Raw genomic sequence first — 22,595 nt, 5'->3', positions numbered from 1 at the left:
CTAGTCGGTATGCTCCCCTCGACGAAGAGGAGACTGCATGAACCCGCCTGGACTCGACCTGGGCCGCCTGCGCGCCCACCTGGACGCGCACCGGCCCGGCCTGGTCGGCGGCGAGCTGACCGCGGACGTCGTGGAAGGCGGCCGGTCGAACCTGACCTACGTGGTGGGCGACGGCCGGTCGCGCTGGGTGGTGCGCCGGCCGCCGCTCGGGCACGTGCTGCCCACCGCGCACGACATGAGCCGCGAGTTCCGGGTGATCTCCGGCCTGCGCGACACCGCCGTGCCGGTGCCCGAAGCGCTGCTGCTGTGCGAGGACGCCGACGTCGTCGGGGCGCCGTTCTACGTCATGAGCTTCGTCGAGGGCACGCCGTACCGGACCGCGGACCAGCTGCGCGAACTCGGCCCGGACCGCACCCGGGCGATGGCCGACGCCCTGGTCGGCACGCTCGTCGACCTGCACGCGGTCGACCCGGCCGCCGTCGGGCTGGGCGACTTCGGCCGTCCGGAGGGCTTCCTCGAGCGGCAGCTGCGGCGGTGGAAGAAGCAGCTGGACGCCTCCCGCAGCCGGGACCTGCCGGGCGTCGACGAGCTGCACGACCGGCTCGCCGCGGCGGTCCCGGTGTCCGGGACGCCGTCGATCGTCCACGGCGACTACCGCCTCGACAACGTCCTGGTCGACGAGACCGGCCGGATCTCCGCGGTGCTCGACTGGGAGATGTCGACGCTCGGTGATCCGCTGACCGACCTGGCGCTGCTGGTCGCCTACGCCGAGCGCGACAAGGTGTCGCTGCCGTTCGTGTCCAACGCCAGCTCGGCGCCCGGCTACCCGAGCACCGACGAGGTCGTCGCCCGCTACGCCGAGCTGTCCGGGCGGGACGTCTCGCAGCTGAACTGGTACGTCAGCTTCGCGTTCTTCAAGCTGGCCGTGATCCTGGAGGGCATCTACTACCGCTTCAGCAAGGGCCAGACGGTCGGAGCGGGCTTCGAAGGCGTCGGGGCCGGGGTCGCCCCGCTCGTCGCGCACGGCAACGAGATTCTCAAAGAGGAGAAGTAAATGGACTTCGCGTTCGACGAGAAGACCGAGGAGCTGCGCGGGAAGCTCCTCGAGTTCATGGACTCGCACATCTACCCCGCGGAGCCGGTGTTCGAGCAGCAGCTCGCCGAACGCGACGACCCGTGGGCCATCCCGCCGGTCGTCGAGGAGCTCAAGGCCGAGGCCCGCAAGCGCGGCCTGTGGAACTTCTTCCTCCCCGGCGAGCACGGCGCGGGCCTGACGAACCTGCAGTACGCGCCGCTGGCGGAGATCACCGGCCGCAGCATCCGGCTCGCGCCGACCGCGCTCAACTGCGCCGCGCCGGACACCGGGAACATGGAAGTGCTGGCCATGTTCGGCAACGAACAGCAGCAGAAGCAGTGGCTGGAACCGTTGCTGAACGGCGAAATCCGCTCGGCCTTCGCGATGACCGAGCCGGACGTCGCCTCCTCCGACGCCCGCAACATCGAGACCGCCATCCGGCGTGACGGCGACGAATACGTCGTCAACGGCCGCAAGTGGTACATCTCCGGGGCGATGAACCCCGCCTGCAAGATCTTCATCGTCATGGGGAAGACCGACCCGGACGCCGCGCCGCACAAGCAGCAGAGCATGATCCTGGTCCCCCGCGACACTCCCGGTGTCACGGTCAAGCGCGGCATGCACGTCTTCGGCTACGACGACAGCGACCACGGCGGCCACGCCGAGGTGCTCTTCGAGGACGTCCGCGTGCCGGTCGAGAACCTCATCGCCGGCGAGGGCGACGGCTTCGCGATCGCCCAGGCCCGGCTCGGCCCGGGCCGCATCCACCACTGCATGCGCGCCATCGGCATGGCCGAGCGCGCGCTGGAGCTCATGTGCCGCCGCGCGATCTCGCGCGAGGCGTTCGGCAAGCCGATCGCCCAGCAGGGCGTGGTGCAGGACTGGATCGCCGAGTCACGGGTCAAGATCGAGCAGCAGCGGCTGCTGGTGCTCAAGACCGCGTGGCTGATGGACACCGTCGGCAACCAGGGCGCGCACACCGAGATCCAGGCGATCAAGATCTCCACCCCGATCACCGTCGAGTGGATCCTCGACAAGGCCGTGCAGGTGCACGGCGCGGGCGGGGTCAGCCAGGACTTCCCGCTGGCCGCCATGTGGGCCGGGAACCGCACGCTGCGCCTGGCCGACGGGCCGGACGAGGTCCACAAGCGCTCGCTGGCCCGGCGCGAACTGAAGAAGTACCTCTCGGAGGGCGCGAAGTGACTGTCACCGCCGAAGACCTGACCCGCCAGGCGACCGAATTCCTGGCGAACCACGACCCCGCGTCGACCGACCGCATGGACTTCCTGCGCGCCCGGTTCGACGCTGGGCTCGCCTGGATCCATTTCCCCGCCGGGCTCGGCGGGCAGAACGCGCCGCGCGCGCTGCAGTCCGTTGTGGACGAAGTGTTCACGGCGGCGGGCGCGCCGGACAACAACCCGCGCCGGATCGGCATCGGCCTCGGCATGGCCGCGCCGACCATCCTCGCCTTCGGCACACCGGAGCAGCGCGAGCGCTTCCTGCGTCCACTGTGGACCGGCGAGGAGGTGTGGTGCCAGCTGTTCTCCGAGCCGGGCGCCGGCTCCGACCTCGCCGCCCTCGGGACGCGCGCGGTGCGCGACGGCGACGACTGGATCGTCACCGGCCAGAAGGTCTGGACGTCCGGCGCGCACGAGTCGCAGTGGGCGATCCTGGTCACCCGCACCGACCCGGACGTGCCGAAACACCAGGGCATGACGTACTTCCTGTGCGACATGACCGCGCCCGGCGTCGAGGTCCGGCCGCTGCGCCAGATCACCGGCGAGGCCGAGTTCAACGAGGTCTTCCTGACCGACGTCCGGATCCCGGACACCCAGCGCCTCGGCGCGGTCGGCGAGGGCTGGAAGGTCGCGCAGACGACGCTGATGAACGAGCGCGTCGCGATCGGCGGGCACGTCCAGCCGCGCGAAGGCGGCCTGATCGGGATCGTCGCGAAGACCTGGCGCGAACGCCCCGAGCTGCGCACGCCGGAGCTGCGCGACCGGCTCGTGAAGCACTGGGTCGAGGCGGAGACGCTGCGGCTGGCCGGCACCCGGCTGCGCCAGCAGCTCGCGGTCGGCGCGCCCGGGCCGGAAGGGTCGGCCATGAAGGTCGCCTTCTCCGAGCTCAACCAGGCGCTCACCGGCCTGGAGGTCGAGCTGCTCGGCGAAGAGGGCCTCGCCTACGACGACTGGACGTTCCGCCGCCCGGCGATCGTCGACTTCACCGGCCGCGAAGCCGGTTACCGCTACCTGCGCGCGAAGGGCAACTCCATCGAGGGCGGCACCTCGGAGGTCCTGCGCAACATCATCGCCGAGCGCGTGCTGGGGCTGCCCTCGGAGCCGCGCGTCGACAAGGACGTCGCCTGGAAGGACCTCCCCCGATGACCGACCTCCTGTATTCCGACGTCGAAGAGGACCTGCGGGCTTCGGTCCGGGACCTGCTCGCGGACAAGGCCGGCGCCGAGGCGCTGCTGGCGCGCGTGGAAACGGCCGAGCCGTACGACCTGAAGCTGTGGCGCACGCTGGCCGACGAGGTGGGCGTGGCCGGGCTGGCGGTGCCGGAGGAGCTGGGCGGCCACGGCGCGTCGGCCCGCGAGGTCGCCGTCGTCGCCGAGGAACTCGGCCGCAGCGTCGCGCCGGTGCCGTTCCTCGGCAGCGTCGTGCTGGCGACGACGGCGCTGGTGCACGCCGGCGCGCGGGACTTCGTCGGCAAGCTGGCGGCGGGCCAGGCGATCGGTGCGCTGGCCGTGCCGCTGTCGACGGCGCCGGGGGCGGGCTTCCCGTCGTCGGTGACGGCGAACCCGGACGGCACCTTGAGCGGCCGGGTGGGCACGGTGGCGGACGCGTCGGTGGCGGACCTGCTGGTCGTCCCGGCCGCCGGCCCGGACGGCCCCGGGCTGTACGTGGTCGAGGCGTCGGCGGCGACGGTGTCGGAGCTGGTCTCGTTCGACCTGACCCGGCGGGTGGCCGACGTGACGCTGGACAACGCCCCGGCCACGCCGGTCGCCTCCGGTCCGGCGGCCGCCGGGGCGCTGGAGCAGGCGCTGCTGTTCGGCGCGGGCATCCTGGCCTCGGAGCAGACCGGCGTCGCGGAGTGGGCGCTCACCGAGACCGTGCGCTACCTCAAGGGCCGGTACCAGTTCGGCCGCCCGGTCGGCGGGTTCCAGTCGCTCAAGCACCGGCTGGCGAACCTGTACACGGACCTGGTGCTCGCCCGCGCGGCGGCCCGCAACGCCGCCGACGCGCTGGCCACGGGCACCGACGTGCCGATCTCGGTGGCGGTCGCCCAGGCCCGCAACGCGCCGATCGCCGTCCGCGCGACGGAGGAGGCGATCCAGCTGCACGGCGGCATCGGGATGACGTGGGAGCACCCGGCGCACCTGTACCTGAAGCGGGCGAAGGCGGACGAGATCGCTCTCGGCACCCCCGGCAAGCACCGGGCCCGGCTCGCGGACCTGATCGACCTGCCCGCCTGATCCATCGGCGGAAACGGCCCTTTACCCGGGCCGTTTCCGCCGATGCGCAACACATTCGGCCGTGCCGGACGGGGCAATGACTGCCGTACGCTGGCTCCCATGGCGCAGGCCATCCAGAAGCACCTCAACCAGGCCCTGATGCGCATTCCCCGGCGCGCGGAAAGCGCCGACCGGTCGACACTGGCCGCCACCTACGTCGCCGCCGGATCCTTTTCCGCGATGATCAATTCCGCGGATCACCAGATCCTGTTCGGCCGCCGTGGCACCGGCAAGACGCACGCGTTGCTGCACCTGCAGGAACTGGCCGAGGGCACCGGGGACATCCCGGTCTACCTGGACCTGCGGACGATCGGCTCCACCGGCGGCCTGTACGCCAGCACCGCGCTGAGCCCCGCCCAGCGCGGCACGCAATTGCTGGTGGACACCCTCGAAGCCGTCCACGACCGGCTTTTCGCCTTGGCCGTCGACGGCGATTTCCCGGACGCGTTGCTGAGCGGCCTCGACGCACTGGTGTCCGCCGCCACCGAAGTCGAAGTCATCGGGGAAACCGAACAGGAACAGACTTTCGGCGACGCCGTGGAACGGGAATACTCGGCGGAATTGTCCGTCGCCCGCCACGGCGGCGCCAAAGCCGGCGGCCGGCGCAGGACGTCGGCGACGGCGTCGAGCCGCCGCAAGCGCACCGGCGTCGAGCAGCACCGCGTACTGTTCGGCCCGCTGAGCCGGGCCGTGCAGGCCGTCGCCGACGGCGTCCGGCCGGCCCGGCTGTGGCTGCTGCTGGACGAGTGGAGCAGCGTGCCGCTCGACCTGCAGCCGTTCCTGGCCGACCTGCTGCGCCGCAGCGTCCTGCCGGTCCGGGGCGTCACGGCGAAGATCGCCGCGATCGAGCACCGCGCCCGGTTCTTCGTCCCGCTCGACGACGACTACCTGGGCATCGAAGTCGGCTCGGACGCGGCGTCCGCCGTCAGCCTCGACGACGCCCTGGTGTTCGGGCAGTCGCCGGAAGCGGCGCAGGCGTTCTTCCGCGAGCTGTTCGGCAACCACGTCCGGCCGATCCTCGCCTCGATGCTGCGGACGCCGGTGCCCGGCGCGTTCGTCGACACCGCCTTCGACGGCGGGGCGTTCGGCGAGCTCGTCCGGGCCGCCGAGGGTGTCCCGCGCGACGCGATCAACATCGCGGCGCTGGCCGCCCAGCACGCCCACGAAGAGAAGATCGGGCTGGCGCACGTCCGCCGGGCCGCGCGGGACTGGTACCTGCGGGACAAGCAGTCGGTGATCAGCCGCGACGACGACGCCGACCGGGTGCTGGGCCTGCTGGTGGACGAGGTGGTGGGCCGGCGCCGGTGCCGCACCTTCCTGCTGCCCGCGCGGGACCGCCCGGCCGCGATCGACACGCTGTGCGACGCGCGGCTGCTGCACATCCTCGAGCGCGGGGTGGTCGACCCGCGGCACCCGGGCCGGCTGTACGACGGGTACGCGATCGACTACGGCTGTTACGTTTCGCTGCTCGCCGGGAACCGCCGCCCGGCCGATGTCTTCACGGTCGACAAGGCCGTGGTGGACCTCCGGCGACTGGGGATTTCATGAAGAAACTTCAGTTTCCGGCCGAATTTTCGCTCATCTGAGCGAGAATTTTGTGAGCCAGGCCACTGCGGGCGCAAACGTGTGACAAAAGTGCCCTTATCCCCATGGTTCTGTCGGGTGGTGCGGATCTAGCCTGTGCGCCATGGAATCAGCCGTCGCCCCGACGGACGCCGCCGCGCTGGAGGAACTGACCATCGCCGTCGGCGGCCACCACCACACCGCGCTCGCGGCCGGGCCCGAGTCGGGCGAGCTCGTGCTGCTGCTGCACGGCTGGCCCGAGTTCGCGGAGTCCTGGACCGAGCAGCTGCACGCCCTCGGCGAGGCCGGCTACCGGGCGCTGGCGGTGGACCAGCGCGGGTACGCGGCGGGCGCGCGCCCCGACGGCGTCGAGCACTACGCCCTGGACCTGCTGGTCGGCGACGTCCTGGCGTTCGCCGAGAGCCAGGGCGCGGACCGCTTCCACCTGATCGCCCGCGACTGGGGCGGCATGGTGGCCTGGGTGTTCGCCACGGCGCACCCCGACCGCCTCCGGTCCCTGACGGTGCTCTCGACCCCCCACCCGGCGGCCCTGCGCCAGGCGGCGGCCACGGACGACGGCCAGTTCCACGACCTGGGTTACATCCGTTTCTTCCGCCGCGAAGAAGGCAAGGCCGAGAAATACCTCTTACGCGGTGAAGCGGCGCAATTACGGGCCGTCTACAGCCGCCGCGTTCCCCCGCGGATCGTCGAGCGCACCGTCGAGCGCCTTTCCGAACCGGGCGCGATGACGGCGACGTTGAATTGGTACCGGGGAGCCACGAACGACGAGTTCGACATCCCGGCGGGCCGCATCAAGGTCCCGACGCTGTACCTGTGGGGCCGGGAGGACCCGTACCTGGGCCAGAGCGCGGCGGAACTGACGGTCCACCACATCGACGCGGAGTACCGCTTCCAGATCGTCGAGGGCGCGAGCCAGTGGATGGCGATGGAGGCCCCGGACGAGGTGAGCGCGCTGCTGCTGGACCACGTGCAGCGGCACTAGCCCGCCGGCGGCCGCAGGGCGTCGAGGAGCAGGTCCGCGTAGTGGTCGCCGATCTGGCGTGCCGTCAGCGAGCCGCTTCGCCGGTACCAGGACCCCAGGTGGTGCACCGACCCGAAGAAGAAGTCCACCACCACGTCGGCCGGCTTGTCCGTGCGGAACTCCCCCGACCGCTGGCCTTCCTCGACCAGGCCGCGGAACCGCTCGTGGTACTTGCGCCGCTCGGCCCTGACCGCCTTCTGCTTGTCCGGGGACAGCTGGTGCATCGACTGCAGGAAGATCGTGTTGTCGTCCAGGTTGTCGATGCTCGACACCACCACGTCGGACGCCGCCGCCGCGAGGCGCTCGCGCAACGGCGCGTCCGACGAGGCCACGCTCTCCAGCTGACGGGTCTGCTCCCGCAGCACCCGCGCGTAGATCTCGTAGAGCAGGTCGTCCTTCGAGCCGAAGTAGTGGTACATCGCGCCCTTGGTGACGCCCGCGGCCTCGACGATCTCCTGGACCGAGGTGCGGTCGAAGCCCTTCTTCGCGAACAGCTTCGTCGCGTGCTCCAGCAGCCGCCGGGGGACGGCGGCCTGGTCGTCGCCGGTGGCCTCGCCCGGCTTGCGGGTGCTTGCTCGGGTCACCGCAATACCCCCTCTCAGGACGCACCAGGATAACGCCACGACAGGAACCGCCGCGGGTTGTCCACCAGCATCGTCGTGATGTCCGCTTCGGACACCCCGCGCTCCCGCAGCGCCGGCAGCACGTCCCGGGTGATGTGCAGGTAGTGCCAGTTCGGCGCGATCGACGGCAGCTGCGCCGACGGGAGCCAGTCGATGTAGCAGGACGCGTCGTGCGAGAGCACCATGCTGCCCGCGTAGCCGCGTTCGCACAGCGCCGCCACCGTGTTCACCCGCTCCTCGAACGGCAACAGCAGGTCCAGGCCGAACCGGTCCATGCCCAGCAGCGAACCGCGGTCGGCCAGCTCCGTCAGGTAGCCCAGGTCCGTCGAGTCGCCCGAATGCCCGAGGAGCACGCGGGTCAGATCGACGCCTTCGGACGCGAACACCTCCTGCTGCTCCAGGCCGCGCCGCGTGCCCGCGTGCGTGTGCGTCATGATCGGCGCGCCCGTCTCGACGTGCGCCTTCGCCACCGCCCGCAGTACGCGCTCGACGCCCGGGGTCACGCCGGGTTCGTCCGTCGCGCACTTGAGCAGGCCCGCCTTGACGCCGGTGCCCGCGATGCCGTCGCGCAGGTCCCCGACGAACATCCCGACCAGCGGGTCCTCGCCCTGCAGCAACGTGCCCGGCCCGCGGAAGTGCAGGTAGTGCGGCACGTCGTTGTAGGTGTAGAGCCCGGTCGCGACGACGATGTTGACCTCGACCTCGGCGGCCACCCGCTGCACGCGCGGGATGTAGCGGCCCAGGCCGATCACCGTCGGGTCGACGATCGTGTCGATCCCCGCGTCCTTCAGCTCCTTCAGGCGCCGGATCGCCTCCGGGACGTGCTCCTCTTCGCGGAACCCCTCGTGCTCGGGGTAGTTCTCGGCGAATTCGGGGCTCAGCACGAAGAGGTGCTCGTGCATCAGCACCCGGCCCAGCGCTTCCGGCGCGATCGCGCCGCGGACCGTCTCGACCATCGCGCTACCCCCGAGCCCGCAGCTCGCGGCGCAGGATCTTGCCGCTGGTCGTCTTCGGCAGCTCGTCGAGGACCTCGACGGTCCGCGGGTACTTGTACGCCGCGAGCCGTTCCTTGCACCAGGCGACCAGGTCCGCCGGATCGGCGGTCGCGCCGGGCGCCGGGCTGACGTACGCCTTGACCGTCTCGCCGCGGTATTCGTCGGCGACGCCCACGACGGCCGCCTCGCGGACCGCCGGGTGCGTGTACAGGACGTCTTCGACCTCGCGCGGCCAGACCTTGAAGCCCGACGCGTTGATCATGTCCTTCTTGCGGTCGACGACGTAGACCCAGCCGCGCTCGTCCATGAACCCGATGTCGCCGGTGAGCAGCCGGCCGCCGGGCAGGGCCTCGGCGGTGGCGTCGGGCCGGTTCCAGTAGCCCGAGACGACCATCGGGCCTTCGACGGCGATCTCCCCCGGCTGCCCGGGCGGCAGCTCTTCGCCGTCCTCGCCGAGGATCCGGACGATCGTGTCCGGCACCGGCAGGCCGATCGAGATCGTGCCCGACTCCGGGTCGATCGGCGCCTCGAGGGTGCCGGGGACGACGACGCAGCCCGCCGTGGTTTCGGTGAGGCCGTAGCCGTTGTGGATGTAGTGCCCGGTCTTCGCGCGGAACGCCTCGACGACGGCGGGCGGCAGCGCGGCGCCGCCGGAGTACAGCAGCGCGAACGAAGCGAAGTGCTCGCGGCTGAAGGACGGGTGGGCCATCAGCGCCATGTAGGCCGTCGACGGCCCGACCGTGTACGACGGCTTGTGCTCCAGGAAGGCGTCGAGCACGACGCCCGGCTCGAAGCGGTAGGCCAGGGCGAGCGTGCCCTCGATGTCGATCGCGGACCCCAGCTCGCAGACCATGCCGGTGATGTGGAACAGCGGCGCGAGCCCGAACAGCGTCGAGCCCGCGGGCAGGCCGCTGAAGGACCCGAGGCCCGCGGCGTTGATGCCGATGTTGCCGTGGGTGTTGGTCGCGCCCTTCGGCGTGCCGCTGGTGCCGGAGGTGTAGCTGATCAGGGCGGTGTCGCCGAGCGCGAAGGCGGGTTCCGGCGGCTTCGGGCCCGGCGTGGCCGCGGCTTCGAGGAGCTCGGTCGCGCCCGGGGTCGCTTCCCGCTCGATCTTGGCCAGGACGCGCTCGTCGTCGCGGGTCTGGAACTCCAGCTCGCTCGTGGTGAGGGCGATGCCGACGCCGTTCGCGGCCGCGGTCTCGCCGATGTAGGCGTTCCAGCCGCGCTGCGAGCAGACGACCGCCTTCACGCCGGCGTCGGTGAACACGTGCGTGAGCTCGCGTTCGCGGTACATCGGGTTGACCGGCACCACGATTCCGCCGGCCTTCCACGCACCCAGCAGCGCGATGACGAACTGGGGGATGTTCTGCAGCACGAGGGCCAGCCGGTCGCCGCGCGTGAAGCCCTGGGCCGTCAGGTACCGGGCGACGCCGTCGGAGAGCTCGTCGACTTCGCGGTAGCTCAGCTGCGCGTCGAAGTACGCGATCGCGGCCCGGTCCGGCACGTGGTCCACGGCGCGGCGGAACGACTCGGGCAACGTCGTCGGCTTCGCCGGCTCCGCGTCCCGCACGCGTTCGTCGTAGCTCGCGAGCCAGGGCTTCGCGTCGTACCAGCTCATCCAGTGACCTCCTTTGGACACCGACCGGTCGGTATGCCGACGCTAGGAGGACACGGCGGCCCGCGTCAAGCCCGCGCGAGCACGCCGAAATGGCGCACCGCAATTCCCGTGCGCCGAAATCGCCGCAAAACAACGTGGCCAGATGCCACCGTCACAGGAGTACACGTCCCCCGGTTCGAAATGGTTCAGATCTTCTTTTCCGACCGGATCACACTGGACAAACCCCTGGTACAGAGGCCACCATGGCGTCGGCGACCAGATTGGACCGCCCCATCCGAATACTCCGCCGTATCCCCCGAACACGGCGGAGACCCCATATGTTCACGCTAACTCACGCACGAAAACGGAGTCATTCATGCCTGCTTCCGGTGGACGACACCGCCTCTCCAAGCGGACGAAGATCGCGACCGGCGTCTTCGCCCTCGCGATCGCGGGCGGCGCACTGGCGGTCGCCACGACCTTCGGTGACCCCGGCGCCGCCAGCGCCGCCTCGGGCGGTCAGGCGGCGGTCGGCCAGATCAGCTGTCCCGACGTGGCGAGCAAGCTCCCGGCCATCCCCGCCCAGGCCCAAGCCGAGGTGACGCGCAACCTGGACCTGCTGAACACCCAGATCGCCGAAGCCAACAACCGCCTGAAGACCAGCGTCGGCCAGGGCGGGCCGAACTTCGTCCAGAACGCCATCCTCGGGCCCCTGGCGGACAAGCGGAAGTCGACGATCGACCGGATCGCCATCTCGATCGGGCGCCGGGCCGAGAAGCCGCAGGGCCTCGACAGCCTGGCCACCTGCTCGGTCGGCGGGCAAGCCGGCGCCCCGGCACCGGCCCAGGGCACCGGCAACGGCGGCCAGAACCAGAACAACGGCAACAACGGCAACAACGGCAACAACGGCCAGAACGGCAACCAGGGCAACAGCGGCAACACCGGGAACGCCGGCGTCGGGCAGATCTCCTGCCCCGACGTGGCGAGCCAGCTCCCGGCCATCCCCGCCCAGGCCCAGGCCGAGGTCCAGCGGAACCTCGAACTGCTGAACACCCAGATCGCCGAAGCCAACAACCGCCTGAAGACGACCGTCGGCCAGGGCGGCCCCAACTTCGTGCAGAACGCCATCCTCGGCCCGCTCGAAGACAAGCGCGTGGCGACGATCAACCGGATCGCCACCGCGATCGGCCGCAACGCGGCCAAGCCGCAGGGCCTCGACGCCCTCGCGCCCTGCAGCCGGTGACCGGCCGCACACCGCGGGACCGCTGACACCGCGGGGCCCGGCGAGGGGTGCGCCTCGCCGGGCCCGGTGGTGAGCCGCGGTTCCCGTGGCGGGGGCCGGACGTGAACGTCGTCGGGTCGTCCGGCCCGGACCCGTTCGTGAGGGGAACCCCGGTTCCCCTCACGAACGGGGAAACTCCTCAGCCGGCGACGGCCTGCGGAGTTCCCGGCCGGGACCCGGAGAGCTGCGTCCGCTGCCGGCGCGCCGCCGCCGAGCCGGCCGCCAGGACGGCGAGCCCCACGACGTTGACCGCCGCCCCGACCCACAGCGGCGAGACGAACCCGAGCCCGGCCGCCAGAGCCAGGCCGCCCAGCCAGGCGCCGAGCGCGTTGCCGATGTTGAAGGCCGCGATGTTGGCGCCCGACGCCATCGTCGGCGCGTCCTCGGCGTACCGCATGATCCGCAGCTGCAGGCCGGGCGCGGTGGCCAGGCCGACGGTGCCCATCAGGAACAGCGAGACGATCGTCAGCACCTTGCTGTGCGCGGTCAGCGCGAACACCGCGAGCACCGCCGTGAGCAGGCCGAGGATCACCAGCAGCGACTTGTCCAGGGCCCGGTCGGCCGCCTTGCCGCCGAGGAAGTTGCCGGCGAACATGCCGACCCCGAACAGCACCAGCAGCCAGGGCACCGTGGTGCTCGCGAACCCGCTGACCTCGGTGAGCGTGAAGGCGATGTAGGTGAACGCGCCGAACATGCCGCCGTAGGACAGCACGGTGATCGCCGCCGAGATCCAGACCTGCGGACGGCGGAACGCGCCGAGCTCACCGCGCACGCCGGCCCGCTCGACCGGCGCCGGCCGCGGCACCAACAGCGCGATGCCGGCCATGGTGACGAGGCCGATGACCGTGATCGCCCAGAACGTCGAGCGCCAGCCGAGCTGCTGGCCCAGCAGCGTGCCGAGCGGGACACCGAGCACGTTGGCCACGGTCAGGCCGCCGAACATCAACGCGATCGCGCTGGCCTTCTTGTTCTCCGGCACCATCTCCGCGGCGACCACCGCGCCGACGCTGAAGAACGCGCCGTGGCACAGGGCCGCGACGATCCGGCCGAGCAACATCACCGAGTAGACCGGCGCGACGGCCGAGATCAGGTTGCCCGCGATGAACAGCACCATCAGCCCAAGCAGCACCTTCTTCCGGTCGAACCGGGTGATCGCCAGGGTGAGCGCGATGGCCCCGACCGCGACGCTGAGCGCGTAACCCGAGACCAGGTACCCGGCCACCGGTTCGGTGACGCGGAAGTCCGCGGCCACCTCGGGCAGCAGCCCCACGATCCCGAATTCGGTGAGCCCGATGCCGAAGCCTCCCAGCGCCAAGGCGAGAAGCCCGATAGGCATTTCTACCCTCCATTCAATGAGCACGCCTCGTGGGTGAATGACCTCATCGTAGGAGTGGCACGGGAACGGGCACCGCCGTCGTAGGTGGAATCGGCACTACGACCTTCGTGACATTGCGCCCTGCCTCATCGGCTCCTCCGGCCCCGGTTCCCTTGAGCCCCGGAGCCCGCCACCCCTAATTTCGACAGCGCATGCGGCAGCCACCGGCGGTAGGGCGAGATTGCCCCGTTCCCGCCTTCGAAAAACTCAGGGAGAGGCGATGAGAGTGGTTCCTTCCCGTCCCGGTCCGACCGTGCTCCCGTCCCGGCGGGACCGCGTCGTCGGCTTCTTCCCCGGCCTGGGCAGCCGGGACGCGTACCGGAACGTCGGCCGCCACCTGCTGGACTCCGGCGACCCGGACGTGCTCGAGGTCTACCGGCAGGCCGCGCGGGTGCTGGGGTGCCCCGGCCGGCCGGAGAAACTCCTGCTGGTCCCGGAGAACCTGCCGTCGGGAAGACTGGCCCGGCAGGCTTTTCTCGGCGCGGCGTTCCTGGTGCACAGCGTAGCGCTGGAGGCGCACCTGCGGGGTACGGCGGCGAAGCAGGGTGTCCCCCTCGGCTTCCTGGCCTACACCGGGGAAAGCTTCGGGATCATCGCCGCGGCGGTGGCGAGCGGGGCGTTGTCCGTCGGTGACGGTGTCAAGATCGCGCGGGCGTTCACGCCGCTGATGCTGGTGGCCGCCGACGGCGAGGTGCCGGACGAGCCGGTCGCCCGGGAGGTCGCCGTGCACCTGCCCGACGCGCTGTGCGACCGGCGGCTGGTTCCGGAACCGTTCCACGTCGTCGCACTGAAGGGGGACATCGGAAACCTCACCTCCGTTCTGCGTGAAATCGGGAAAACGTACCCGGTGGCGGACGTCGAGGTGCACAAGCTCTATTCGGACCGGCAGACGAACGTGTACGTGCGCGCGAGCGTCAAGGCGGATTTCGACCGGTTCATGACGCGATTCCCCGCGGTGGGCACCGAAGAGCTCAAGAAACCGACGAACTTCCTGGCCCATTCCGCCCGGATGAGCGGCGTGCGCGAGGCGCTCGAGCGTTTCCTGGACGCGAACGGCATCGTGTTCGGCGAGCCGCACACCCCGGTGGTCTCGAACCACGGTGCCGGCCTGCTCACCACCGCCGAAGACGTGCGGAACGGCGTTCTCGCGATGACCGACGAAGTCATGGCCTCGCGGGAGACGGTGGCGGCCGTGGCCGACCTGGGGCCCGAGCTGGTGGTGGAGCTGGGGCTGGGCGGCAAGTCCGTGCAGCTGCTGACCGACAACGGCATCGAGGCGCCCGTGACCGCCTACACCGGGACCGCGGGCGCGAAGGACCCGCTGCTGCGCGTGGTGAAACTGGTGGACGGCCTGCTGGCCGGGCTGGCGAAGCTGCGCCGTTCCGGCGACCAGCTGACCGGACGGCACCTCGGCCGGCTGCGCACCCTCTTCCGGCTGGCGGCGAAGAGCTCCTTCGCCGAGCAGTACCTCCACCAGACCATGCGGCGCGTCATCACCGGCGAAATGCTCCGCCCCGAGCGGGACGCCGCACCGGCCTTCTACGAGCTCCTCGAGGTCTACCAGCACACCTACCGGCACCGCGGCGACGTCGACGCCGGCCGGGGCGAGCTGGTGCTGCGGGCACGGACGAAGAAGCAGCTCACCGGCGACCGGCCCGGTGAAATCTGCACCGAGCTCCGGCTGATCGACCGCGCCGGGCGGGTCACCGACCGGGAACTCGCCACGACCGGGCGGCCCGAGGTCGTGGTCGTCCACTTCGACCGGCTCCCCGGCCACGACCCGGCGGCCATCGCCCGGCAGCACCGGCTGTTCCAGGCCCTCCGGCACGACCGGCCCGCGCTGTTCCGGCCGAACGACTGCTACCTCGCGGGCAGTGACCCGACCGGCTGGCTGACGGCCCTGGCGGCGTCCGGTGCGGTGCCGGTGGCCGACGTCGCCGCCCTCCACGAGCTGTACCTGAGCGGGGGCACCGGCCTCGACCTGGAAGCGGAGCTGGACCGGGTGCTGCTGGCCCTCGAACGCCCGGAGCTGCCGGTCGTCTCGCCGTCGGGCGTCCCGCTGTGGTCGGCGAAGGACCTCGCGGTGGCCACCCGGGCCGTCTTCCTCGACGGCGCGCTCGACGCCCGGGTCCGGCGGATCCACCTCAACGGCAACTGCCTGGTCCTGGCGCTCGGGTCCGCGCTCGCGGCCGGCGACGTCGACGCGGGGCCGTACCGGGCCGACGTCATCGGGGTGTCCTCGCCGTCCGGCAGCCCGGCGCTCGACGAGTTCGAAGACCAGTGCGTACTGGCGATGACCGTGGAGAACGAGAAGGTGCTGCGCTACGCCCGGAGCCGGCGGGTGCTCAGCAGCACGGTCAACGCCTACGTCGGCATCGGCGAGCGCGTCCTGGGCTTCGGCAAGGGCGGCAGCGAGTCGATGACGATCTTCCTGCGGAAGGACGGCGAAGAGCGGATCACCGTCCGCAAGGTCCTGAGCGAGGCGCTGACCACCGTCGGCTGGCACCCCGACGGCACGGGCGTGATGCTGCCGCCGTTCGCCAAGGCCCGCAAGCAGGCGGAATACCTGCAGGCCCTGCCGGAATCCGTGCGCCGGTACTTCCCCGAGGTCCACGACGTCCGGGAGCGCACCACAGCCACCGGCGAGAAGGAAGTCCTCTACGAGATGAGCTACGTGCCGGGCGAGGAGATCAGCCGGTACGTCGAGCGGTACTCGCCGCCGCCGGCCGTGGTCGCCCGCCTCTACGAGCAGATCTTCCGCGTGCTGAACCGGAACGTGCACACCGTGAACCGCGTCCCCGCGCCCGGTGAGACCCTCGACGTCTCCTACTTCAAGAAGATCGAGGACCGCCTGGCCCTGTGCCGGCGCACGGCCCCGCGCACCTTCACCCCGGAGCTGCTCGACACCGAGCGGATCGTCATCGACGGCGTCTCCTACCTCAACGTGCCGGCCCTGCTGGCCCGGTTCCGGGCGCACCCGGAGTACCTCGAGATTCTGGAACCGCGGTTCCACTCCCTGGTGATGGGGGACACGAACACCGAGAACATCAAGATCGGGAACACCGCACCGCTGCGGCACGCCCAGCGGCTGATCGAGACCGGTGCGCCGGCCCCCGAGATCGATGCCGCGCTGGCGGCGATCACGGCGGAGTCGGTGGGGATCCGGTTCCTGGACCCGCGGGCCATCGGCTTCAAGAGCGACGGCGCGGACACGCGCGACGACGCGATGTACGACAACAAGCCGTGGCACAACTCCATCGGCCACTACGACGAGATCCACTACGAGCAGTTCAGCCTGCGGGTCAGGACGGGCAAGGGCCGGACCCCGCGGGTCGACGTCGGCTTCGTCGCGGGGAACCCGTACCAGAAGTCTTACCGGGTGCGGGACGTGGTGGCCAAGGGGGAAGCCGTCGACCCGGCCGCTCCGCGGGGGATGGAGGACTACTTCGGCTCCGTGATGGCGGCGGTGCACCGGGACGACCCGGAATCCCGGCAGCTGAAGGACCCCTACTGGCTCATCCGGTTCGTCTTCCTGATGGGCACCCACTTCGCGGCCATGCCGCCGTTCCACTTCCAGTCCGAACTGGACGGCACGCTGGTCGACACCTACCAGGCCCAGCGCCGGCCGGTGGCGATCTACTGCGAGGGCGTCAAGTGGCTGAACTGGGCGCTGCAGCTGCTGACCGGGGAGCGGACGGAGTTCCTCGGGGTGCGGGTGCCGCCGCTGGGTCACCTGGAGCGCACCCGGCGGCACACGGCCACCGGGCCCGTCCCGCGCCGGCACCCCGCGCACGGGCACCGCGCTCCCGTCTCGCCGCGGCCGGGCACCCGCCCGGCGACCGGCACGCGGCACACCACCCGGGTTTCCCGGGTCCGGCAGAAGGAGGAGGGCTGACCATGGACCGTCCGTCGTCGGTCCTGCCGGTGGCAGGGCTGGCCGACCTCACCACCGAGTCCCGCATGATCGCGACACCGTGGAGCCGCATGGTGCGCGGCATCGGGCTCGGCCAGTACCCGATCGGCTACGACCCCGCCGCCGCCCGGCGGATCCGGCACACGTTCGACCTGCTGGCGGCGAAGGTGCCGCCGTCGAACTCCTACACGCTGTTCGCCCGGCGGCTGGCGGACCTGATCCTCAACGTGGCGGATCCGGCCGTCGACCTCTCCCGCACCGACACCGGCGCGGCCGTGGGGTCCATTGTGGACGCCGTGCGGGCGGAGGAGAACCCGTACCACCGCGTCACGGCGGGCAGCATCCTGATGGACGCGTTCGCCAAACTCGGCCTGGACCGGACGCTGCTGGTCAACGAGTGGATGGACTTCCCGGCCGAGATCCTCGCCACCACCGACCAGATCCGGCCCGACCGGATCGAGGACGAGAACCAGGGGCGGCACGGCGACTACGAGCGGCTGTCGGCCTGCACCGCGGTGTTCCTCGCCCTCGGCCAGCTGGGCCTGGCCGACCGGCTGGTCACCGGCGAGCGCGACCACGTCCGCGAGTCGCTGGAGCTGCTGGACCGGATCCCCGCGCCCTTCTTCCGCGGGCGCGGCGGCTCCATGCTGCTCTCGGTGCTCTTCTTGCTGGGCTACGACAGCCACGTCTTCGGCGGGCCGCGGGACCACCTGAAGGAGGTCCTGGACTACCTCGACCGGGCCGACGAGCTGAACCTCCCGCCCGCCTTCCCGCAGCCGATGACCGAGGCGTTCGGGAAGATCTACCCGCTGCTGACCATGTTGAACGCCGTCGCGGCGTCGGGCCGCGCCGAGTACCTCACCGACGGGAAGGACCGGCTGGCGGAAGCGAAGGAGCTGCTGGGCCGGATCGACCCGGTGGAGCGGACGCACATGGGGCTGTACTACCTCGTGGCGCTGCACAACCTCGGCCGGCTGTCCGCGGAGGTACCGGACCTCGACGCCTTCGTGGAGGACGTGCTGGGCCCGTGGGACCACGCCGATCCCGGCGCGAACTTCTTCCGCAACGGGATCGCCTACCCCTACATGATCGAGACGGCGATGCTGACCGGCCGGCTGGACCTCATCACCGGACGGGGGCTGGACCGGCTGGTGCACTCCTACCCCGGCCTGGACCGGACCGATCTCGACCGGGCCAACCGCCCCTACCCGTTCAGCTACACGCTGAACATGCTGGGCGAGATCGGCGCGGCGGACCGGCTCTACACGCCGTCGGACACCTACGGCGGCCGCTCGGCCGTGGCCTGGGTCGTCGACCACCTGTCCGACGGTGGCCGCGAAGAAGGGAGCCGGCTGTACATGCTGGACCACGCGCTGGTCAGCTACGCCCTCCGGCTGCGAGACCGCGAGCGCGCCGAGACGGAGGTGTTCCGGAACTTCCGGTTCCGGCTGGCATCCTGAAGCCGCACAAGGGAAATCCCCGGCCACACCGGTGGTGGCCGGGGATTTCCCTTGTGGTCAACCGTGCGCGCCGACGAGCGGGGCGGCCGGTGCCGCCGGAGTTCGTTCGCATTCGGGCCGCCACGTGCCCACGTGCACCCACTGCCGCCGCCACCGGTAGGTGGCCAGCACCGTCGACCGCGAACACCGCGGGCACGGCTGGGGTGCCGAGTCGACCCACATCCCCGCCATGGAAACCTCCAGGTGTGCCGATGGTTCTCGATACCCGGAGGATGCCGCCCGCCGGCTACGCGACGGTTATGATCAAGTCCACTGTGGACGCAAGGATCAGGGGTCGAGGCCCTCGATGAGCCGGGCTTTGACCGCCTTCTTGATCGCGTCCACCCGGGACACCGCGCCCAGTTTCCCGTAGATGTTGGTGAGGTGCCGCTTCACCGTGCCCTCGCTGATGAACAGGCGCGAGGCGATCTGCGCGTTGCTCATCGCCGTGGCGACCAGCCGGAGGACCTCGAGCTCCCGTTGGGACAGCAGGGTGCGCTGCTCCTGCTGGCGCTCCAGCGACTCCATCGTCGCGCGCGGGATCGACAGCAGCACGTTGTCCTTGCTGCGGCTCACCGACCGGATCGCGGCGATGAGCTCGTCCCGGGCGATGTTCTTCACCAGGTACGCCGCCGCGCCGCGGTCCAGCAGGTCGCGCACGAGCGCGGGCGCGTCGTGCATGGTCAGGATGACCACGGCGGTGTCGGGGCACGTCCGCCGCACCCGCTCGATCACCGCCTTCGCGCCGGGCCCCGGCATCTCGACGTCGAGCAGCAGGATGGCCGGCCGGTGCCGCTGGACCAGCGCGATCGCCTCCTCGCCGTGGGCGGCCTCGCCGATCACCTCGAACCCGGGATCGGTGGACAGCAGCTCGCGCAGCCCCTGGCGGAACAGCGTGTGGTCGTCGGCGACGACGATGGTGACCTTCGGCTCCCCCGGCCCGGTCACCGATGGGCTCCGAGGTGTGTGACGGCGATCGAGATCACGGTCCCCCTGTCCGCTTCCGCGACGATCTTGAACGTCCCGCCCAGCAGCTCGAGCCGCTCCCGCATGGACGACAGCCCGACCCCCGCCCGCGCGGCCAGCGCGGCGGCGAGGTCGAAACCCCGTCCGTCGTCCCGGACCGTGGCGTGCACTTCCGCGTCGGCCACCGTGACGGTCACCTCCAGGGTACGCGCGCCGGAATGCAGCACGGCGTTGCGGATGGCCTCGCGGAGCACGATGTACAGCTCCTCGCACACCTCGTCCGGCAGGTGCTCGTCGCCGGTCACCGCCAGGGTGGTGTGGATGGCCGGCGGGACCCGGGTGGCCAGGTAGTCGCCGAGCGCCTTCGCGAGCCCGCCGATCTCGACCGCGGATTCGCGCAGTTCCCGGGCGAGCCCGCGGATCGAGTCGAGCGCTTCGCGCATCGCGGTGCGGGCGGTGCCGATCCGCGCCGCGGCGCGGGCCGGGTCCGAACCGGCGTAGACGTCGTGCAGCTCGAGGTCCTGCAGGGCCACGCCGACCGAATGCGCGGCCCGGTCGTGCAGCTCCCGGCCGATCCGGCGCCGCTCGTCGCGGTGCGACTGGTTCACCTTCTCGAGGAGGAAGCTGGCGTAGGAGACGGCGCCGATCCCGACGCGGAGCATGATGGACTCATGCAGGGCGCCGGCCGCGGTGAGCAGCGCGGTTTCCCCTTCGCCACGGGCCCGGGTCCGGTCCAGGACGACCGGGAGCAGGACCCGGTACATCGTCACCGCGGCGTGCGCCGATTCGATCGGGTGCACCCCGCGGCTGGCGCGGCTGGCTCCGATCTCCGCGCTGAGCCGCTCGGCCTCGCTCGCGGGCGCCGGAGCGCCCGCGAGCGCGGTTTCGACGTCGTCGAGCACGGATTCGGCCTGGCGCAGCAGCTGGGCGGCCGCGTCCGGGATGTCGGCCAGGCGATTGCCCGCCGCCCGCAGGCTGTCGCGGAACGACCGCACGGTCGCCCGCCGGAGGGCAGCGGGAAACATCACGTCCTCATCGGCCACGCCGGGAATTGTCTCACAGCGACCAGATCGGCCCAAGGCAACCGAACAGCGCGATGTGCGCACAGTACTGGGTCGCCATGAACACCCGGTAAGGCCGCCGCTGCGCCGACCGGGAACCCCGGCTCACCCGGCTCAGCACGATCAGGGAAAGCGTTGCCGAGCCCGCCAGCACGACGAGGGCCGCGGGCAGGAACCCGGCCGCCCGAATGGCGAAGAGAATGGCGAAGACCCAGCCGGCCGAGCTCGCCGAAACGGCCATCACCAGGCGCGCCCGGAAATCACCGAGCAGGACCGGCAGCGTTTTCCGGCCGGCCAGCCGGTCGCCTTTCGCGTCGGCGAGGTCCTTCGTCGCCCCGCCGAACCCCATCCACAGGGACATCATCAGCCCGAAGAGCACGACCGGCCCGGTCGGCCGCCCGCCGCCGGCCGCCGACCACCCGGCCAGGTAGGTCAGCAGGCCCAGGGTGATCACCGCCGCGGCGAAGCCGGCCAGGTTCGCCTTCAGCGGCCACGGCCCCCACGAGTACGCCCACCCGACGCCGAGCATCGCCGCGGCCAGCAGGGCCTGGGCCGGCGACGTCGCCGCCGAGAACCCGAGCCCGGCCACGCACAGGATCCGGACGACGGCGATCGCCGCACGCGGGGACAGTTCCCCTTGCGCGATCGGGCGGGCCTTGCCGTTGGCGCGGTCTTCGACGACGTCGGCCACCCCGTTCATCAGGTAGACGGCCCAGGTCGTGGCGAGCCAGCCGAGCGCGGCGGTCAGGAGCCCGGGTCTGCCCGCCACGCCGTGCGCGCCGCTCGCCAGGCCGAGCGCCGCGCCCGCGGCGAAGCGCAGCAGGAAAATGGCCTGGACCACCGGGCGCGCCTCCTGCCACGCGAGCCGTAGCCGGCGGAGCGCGGACGCGGACCGCACGGGACGGGAAAAAGGGAAAACATCGCTCGGGAAAGTTGTCGACATCGGTCACCTCCGTTCGGCCGGGTAGCCGGTTCCGGCTTGGACAACCGGCCATTCTGCGACCTCGTGGAGGGCGCCGACACTGCCGGAAGGGGAAAGGTGCTACGACGTTCGTCACATGATGTCCAGACCATCTTCCCGAACCGGTTCTTCCTTGGCCGTCCGGTTCTTGAAACGGCGAACGGCGGACACCTAGCCTTGACCCGGGAACGTTCGTGAGCCGATCTTTCGGGTTCGATGGGGGCCGCATCATGCGAGAAGATCACCACGGCACCGGACTCGTGGTCCGGTGCTTCGGCACTTTCGAAGTCCGGCTGGCCGGGGAACCGGTGGTGTCCTGGCACGCCGGCAAGGCACGCAACCTGTTCCAGTACCTGCTGCTGAACCGCGGCCGGATCATCCGGCGGGAAAAGCTGTTCGAAGCGTTGTGGCCGGGCAGTGCGTGGCCGTCGGCGGCGGGTTCGCTGAAGGTGGCGGTGCACGCGGTCCGCCGGGCCCTCGCCCGGGCCGGTGCCCGCCCGGCCGAGGTCCGCTGCCGCGAGCACGGCTACCAGCTCGACGCCACGGACCTGTGGCTGGACGTCGACGAGTTCGACACCGCCCTGCGCGAAGCCCACGTCGCCGAGTCGCTGGGCCGGCCGGCCGAGGCACTGGCCTGCTACCGGCGCGCCGCGCAGCTGTACGCGGGCGACCTGCTGCCCGGGGAAACCGGGGACTGGGTGGAGGAGCAGCGGGAGTACTACCGGACGCGGGCGCTGTACGCACTGGGCTCCCTGCGCGCCGACGCGCTGCGGCGCGGCGACCACGCCGAGGTCGTCGAACTGTGCCGCCGGATCCTCGACGTCGACCCGTACGACGAACGGATGTACCAGACCCTGATGGTCCTCCACGCCCGCCGCGGCGAACTCGGCCAGGTGCGCAACTGGCACCGGATGTGCGTCCGGCGCCTGCGCCGCGACCTGGACGTGGCGCCGACGGAGACGACGCGGCGGATCTTCGCCCGGGCGGTCCGGGGTGAGCTCAGGGTGCCCGCTGCCCCGGCACCGGCCACCTGGCCCCGCCGCGGCCCGGCACCGCGACCGAAGAACCGCCCCGGCGCCCGGCCCGCCTCGTGGACGGCGGGACCACACCGGTGAGCCGGGCGCACCGC

At 71.3% G+C, this 22,595-nt stretch carries 18 protein-coding genes; 10 read left to right on the top strand and 8 right to left on the bottom strand.

From position 1 onward, the window contains the following. Positions 1-37 precede the first annotated feature (37 nt). The 6 genes from AB0J55_RS20390 (at position 38) to AB0J55_RS20365 (ending at position 7,155) form a co-directional block, all read left to right on the top strand. Positions 38-1,054: a phosphotransferase family protein gene (locus tag AB0J55_RS20390; protein WP_364250349.1), complete on the top strand. Its 1,017-nt coding sequence runs from the start codon at positions 38-40 to the stop codon at positions 1,052-1,054. Then, positions 1,055-2,278 carry an acyl-CoA dehydrogenase family protein gene (locus AB0J55_RS20385; protein ID WP_364250346.1) on the top strand — a complete coding sequence of 408 codons (1,224 nt, stop codon included), beginning with the start codon at positions 1,055-1,057 and terminating at the stop codon, positions 2,276-2,278. Next, entirely contained in the window at positions 2,275-3,459 is a 1,185-nt protein-coding gene (locus AB0J55_RS20380; protein WP_364250343.1) for an acyl-CoA dehydrogenase family protein, read from the top strand. The genes AB0J55_RS20385 and AB0J55_RS20380 overlap by 4 nt, the downstream gene beginning before the upstream one ends. Further along, the gene (locus AB0J55_RS20375) at positions 3,456-4,550 is read left to right on the top strand and encodes an acyl-CoA dehydrogenase family protein (protein WP_364250340.1); all 1,095 of its coding nucleotides are present in this window, start codon (positions 3,456-3,458) and stop codon (positions 4,548-4,550) included. Before AB0J55_RS20380 ends, AB0J55_RS20375 begins: the two co-directional genes overlap by 4 nt. 99 nt (positions 4,551-4,649) lie before the next feature. After that, positions 4,650-6,137, top strand: coding sequence for a hypothetical protein (locus AB0J55_RS20370; RefSeq protein WP_364250337.1), 1,488 nt, complete (start codon positions 4,650-4,652; stop codon positions 6,135-6,137). A 139-nt stretch (positions 6,138-6,276) separates the two neighbouring features. Next, positions 6,277-7,155 carry an alpha/beta hydrolase gene (locus tag AB0J55_RS20365; protein WP_364250334.1) on the top strand — a complete coding sequence of 293 codons (879 nt, stop codon included), beginning with the start codon at positions 6,277-6,279 and terminating at the stop codon, positions 7,153-7,155. Here AB0J55_RS20365 and AB0J55_RS20360 read toward each other — a convergent pair. The 3 genes from AB0J55_RS20360 to AB0J55_RS20350 are packed head-to-tail and all read right to left on the bottom strand — an operon-like array spanning position 7,152 to position 10,430. After that, the gene (locus tag AB0J55_RS20360) at positions 7,152-7,778 is read right to left on the bottom strand and encodes a TetR/AcrR family transcriptional regulator (RefSeq protein ID WP_364250331.1); all 627 of its coding nucleotides are present in this window, start codon (positions 7,776-7,778) and stop codon (positions 7,152-7,154) included. The genes AB0J55_RS20365 and AB0J55_RS20360 overlap by 4 nt on opposite strands. A gap of 14 nt (positions 7,779-7,792) precedes the next feature. Next, positions 7,793-8,773: a phosphotriesterase-related protein gene (locus AB0J55_RS20355; RefSeq protein ID WP_364250328.1), complete on the bottom strand. Its 981-nt coding sequence runs from the start codon at positions 8,771-8,773 to the stop codon at positions 7,793-7,795. A gap of 4 nt (positions 8,774-8,777) precedes the next feature. Beyond that, positions 8,778-10,430, bottom strand: a complete 1,653-nt coding sequence (locus tag AB0J55_RS20350; RefSeq protein WP_364250325.1) for an AMP-binding protein — start codon at positions 10,428-10,430, stop codon at positions 8,778-8,780. Positions 10,431-10,785: 355 nt separating this feature from the next. Between AB0J55_RS20350 and AB0J55_RS20345 the strand changes: the two genes are divergently transcribed. Further along, positions 10,786-11,652: a hypothetical protein gene (locus AB0J55_RS20345; RefSeq protein WP_364250322.1), complete on the top strand. Its 867-nt coding sequence runs from the start codon at positions 10,786-10,788 to the stop codon at positions 11,650-11,652. A gap of 178 nt (positions 11,653-11,830) precedes the next feature. Here AB0J55_RS20345 and AB0J55_RS20340 read toward each other — a convergent pair whose 3' ends face one another. After that, positions 11,831-13,027, bottom strand: a complete 1,197-nt coding sequence (locus AB0J55_RS20340) for an MFS transporter (RefSeq protein ID WP_364250319.1) — start codon at positions 13,025-13,027, stop codon at positions 11,831-11,833. A gap of 259 nt (positions 13,028-13,286) precedes the next feature. On the opposite strand from AB0J55_RS20340, the gene AB0J55_RS20335 reads away from it, so the two are divergent. Continuing rightward, positions 13,287-16,961 carry an ACP S-malonyltransferase gene (locus AB0J55_RS20335; RefSeq protein WP_364250317.1) on the top strand — a complete coding sequence of 1,225 codons (3,675 nt, stop codon included), beginning with the start codon at positions 13,287-13,289 and terminating at the stop codon, positions 16,959-16,961. Positions 16,962-16,963: 2 nt separating this feature from the next. After that, positions 16,964-18,439, top strand: a complete 1,476-nt coding sequence (locus tag AB0J55_RS20330; protein WP_364250314.1) for a hypothetical protein — start codon at positions 16,964-16,966, stop codon at positions 18,437-18,439. A 57-nt stretch (positions 18,440-18,496) separates the two neighbouring features. Here the strand turns inward: AB0J55_RS20330 and AB0J55_RS20325 are convergent, their stop codons facing one another. The 4 genes from AB0J55_RS20325 to AB0J55_RS20310 form a co-directional block, all read right to left on the bottom strand. Next, positions 18,497-18,670, bottom strand: coding sequence for a hypothetical protein (locus tag AB0J55_RS20325; protein WP_364250311.1), 174 nt, complete (start codon positions 18,668-18,670; stop codon positions 18,497-18,499). 96 nt (positions 18,671-18,766) lie between these two features. Then, a complete protein-coding gene (locus AB0J55_RS20320) occupies positions 18,767-19,426 on the bottom strand; it encodes a response regulator transcription factor (RefSeq protein ID WP_364250308.1) in 660 nt (219 codons plus the stop codon). Then, positions 19,423-20,487, bottom strand: coding sequence for an ATP-binding protein (locus AB0J55_RS20315; protein ID WP_364250305.1), 1,065 nt, complete (start codon positions 20,485-20,487; stop codon positions 19,423-19,425). The genes AB0J55_RS20320 and AB0J55_RS20315 overlap by 4 nt, the downstream gene beginning before the upstream one ends. Before the next feature lie 13 nt (positions 20,488-20,500). Next, on the bottom strand, positions 20,501-21,346 hold the full coding sequence (locus AB0J55_RS20310) for a UbiA family prenyltransferase (RefSeq protein ID WP_364250302.1): 846 nt from the start codon (positions 21,344-21,346) through the stop codon (positions 20,501-20,503). A 350-nt stretch (positions 21,347-21,696) separates the two neighbouring features. On the opposite strand from AB0J55_RS20310, the gene AB0J55_RS20305 reads away from it, so the two are divergent. Continuing rightward, positions 21,697-22,581 carry a BTAD domain-containing putative transcriptional regulator gene (locus tag AB0J55_RS20305; RefSeq protein ID WP_364250299.1) on the top strand — a complete coding sequence of 295 codons (885 nt, stop codon included), beginning with the start codon at positions 21,697-21,699 and terminating at the stop codon, positions 22,579-22,581. The last annotated feature ends 14 nt before the right edge of the window (positions 22,582-22,595 follow it).

Origin of the sequence: Amycolatopsis sp. NPDC049688, from assembly GCF_040674975.1 — a bacterium.
Taxonomy (GTDB): domain Bacteria; phylum Actinomycetota; class Actinomycetes; order Mycobacteriales; family Pseudonocardiaceae; genus Amycolatopsis.
This window is presented reverse-complemented; position numbering and strand designations above follow the sequence as displayed.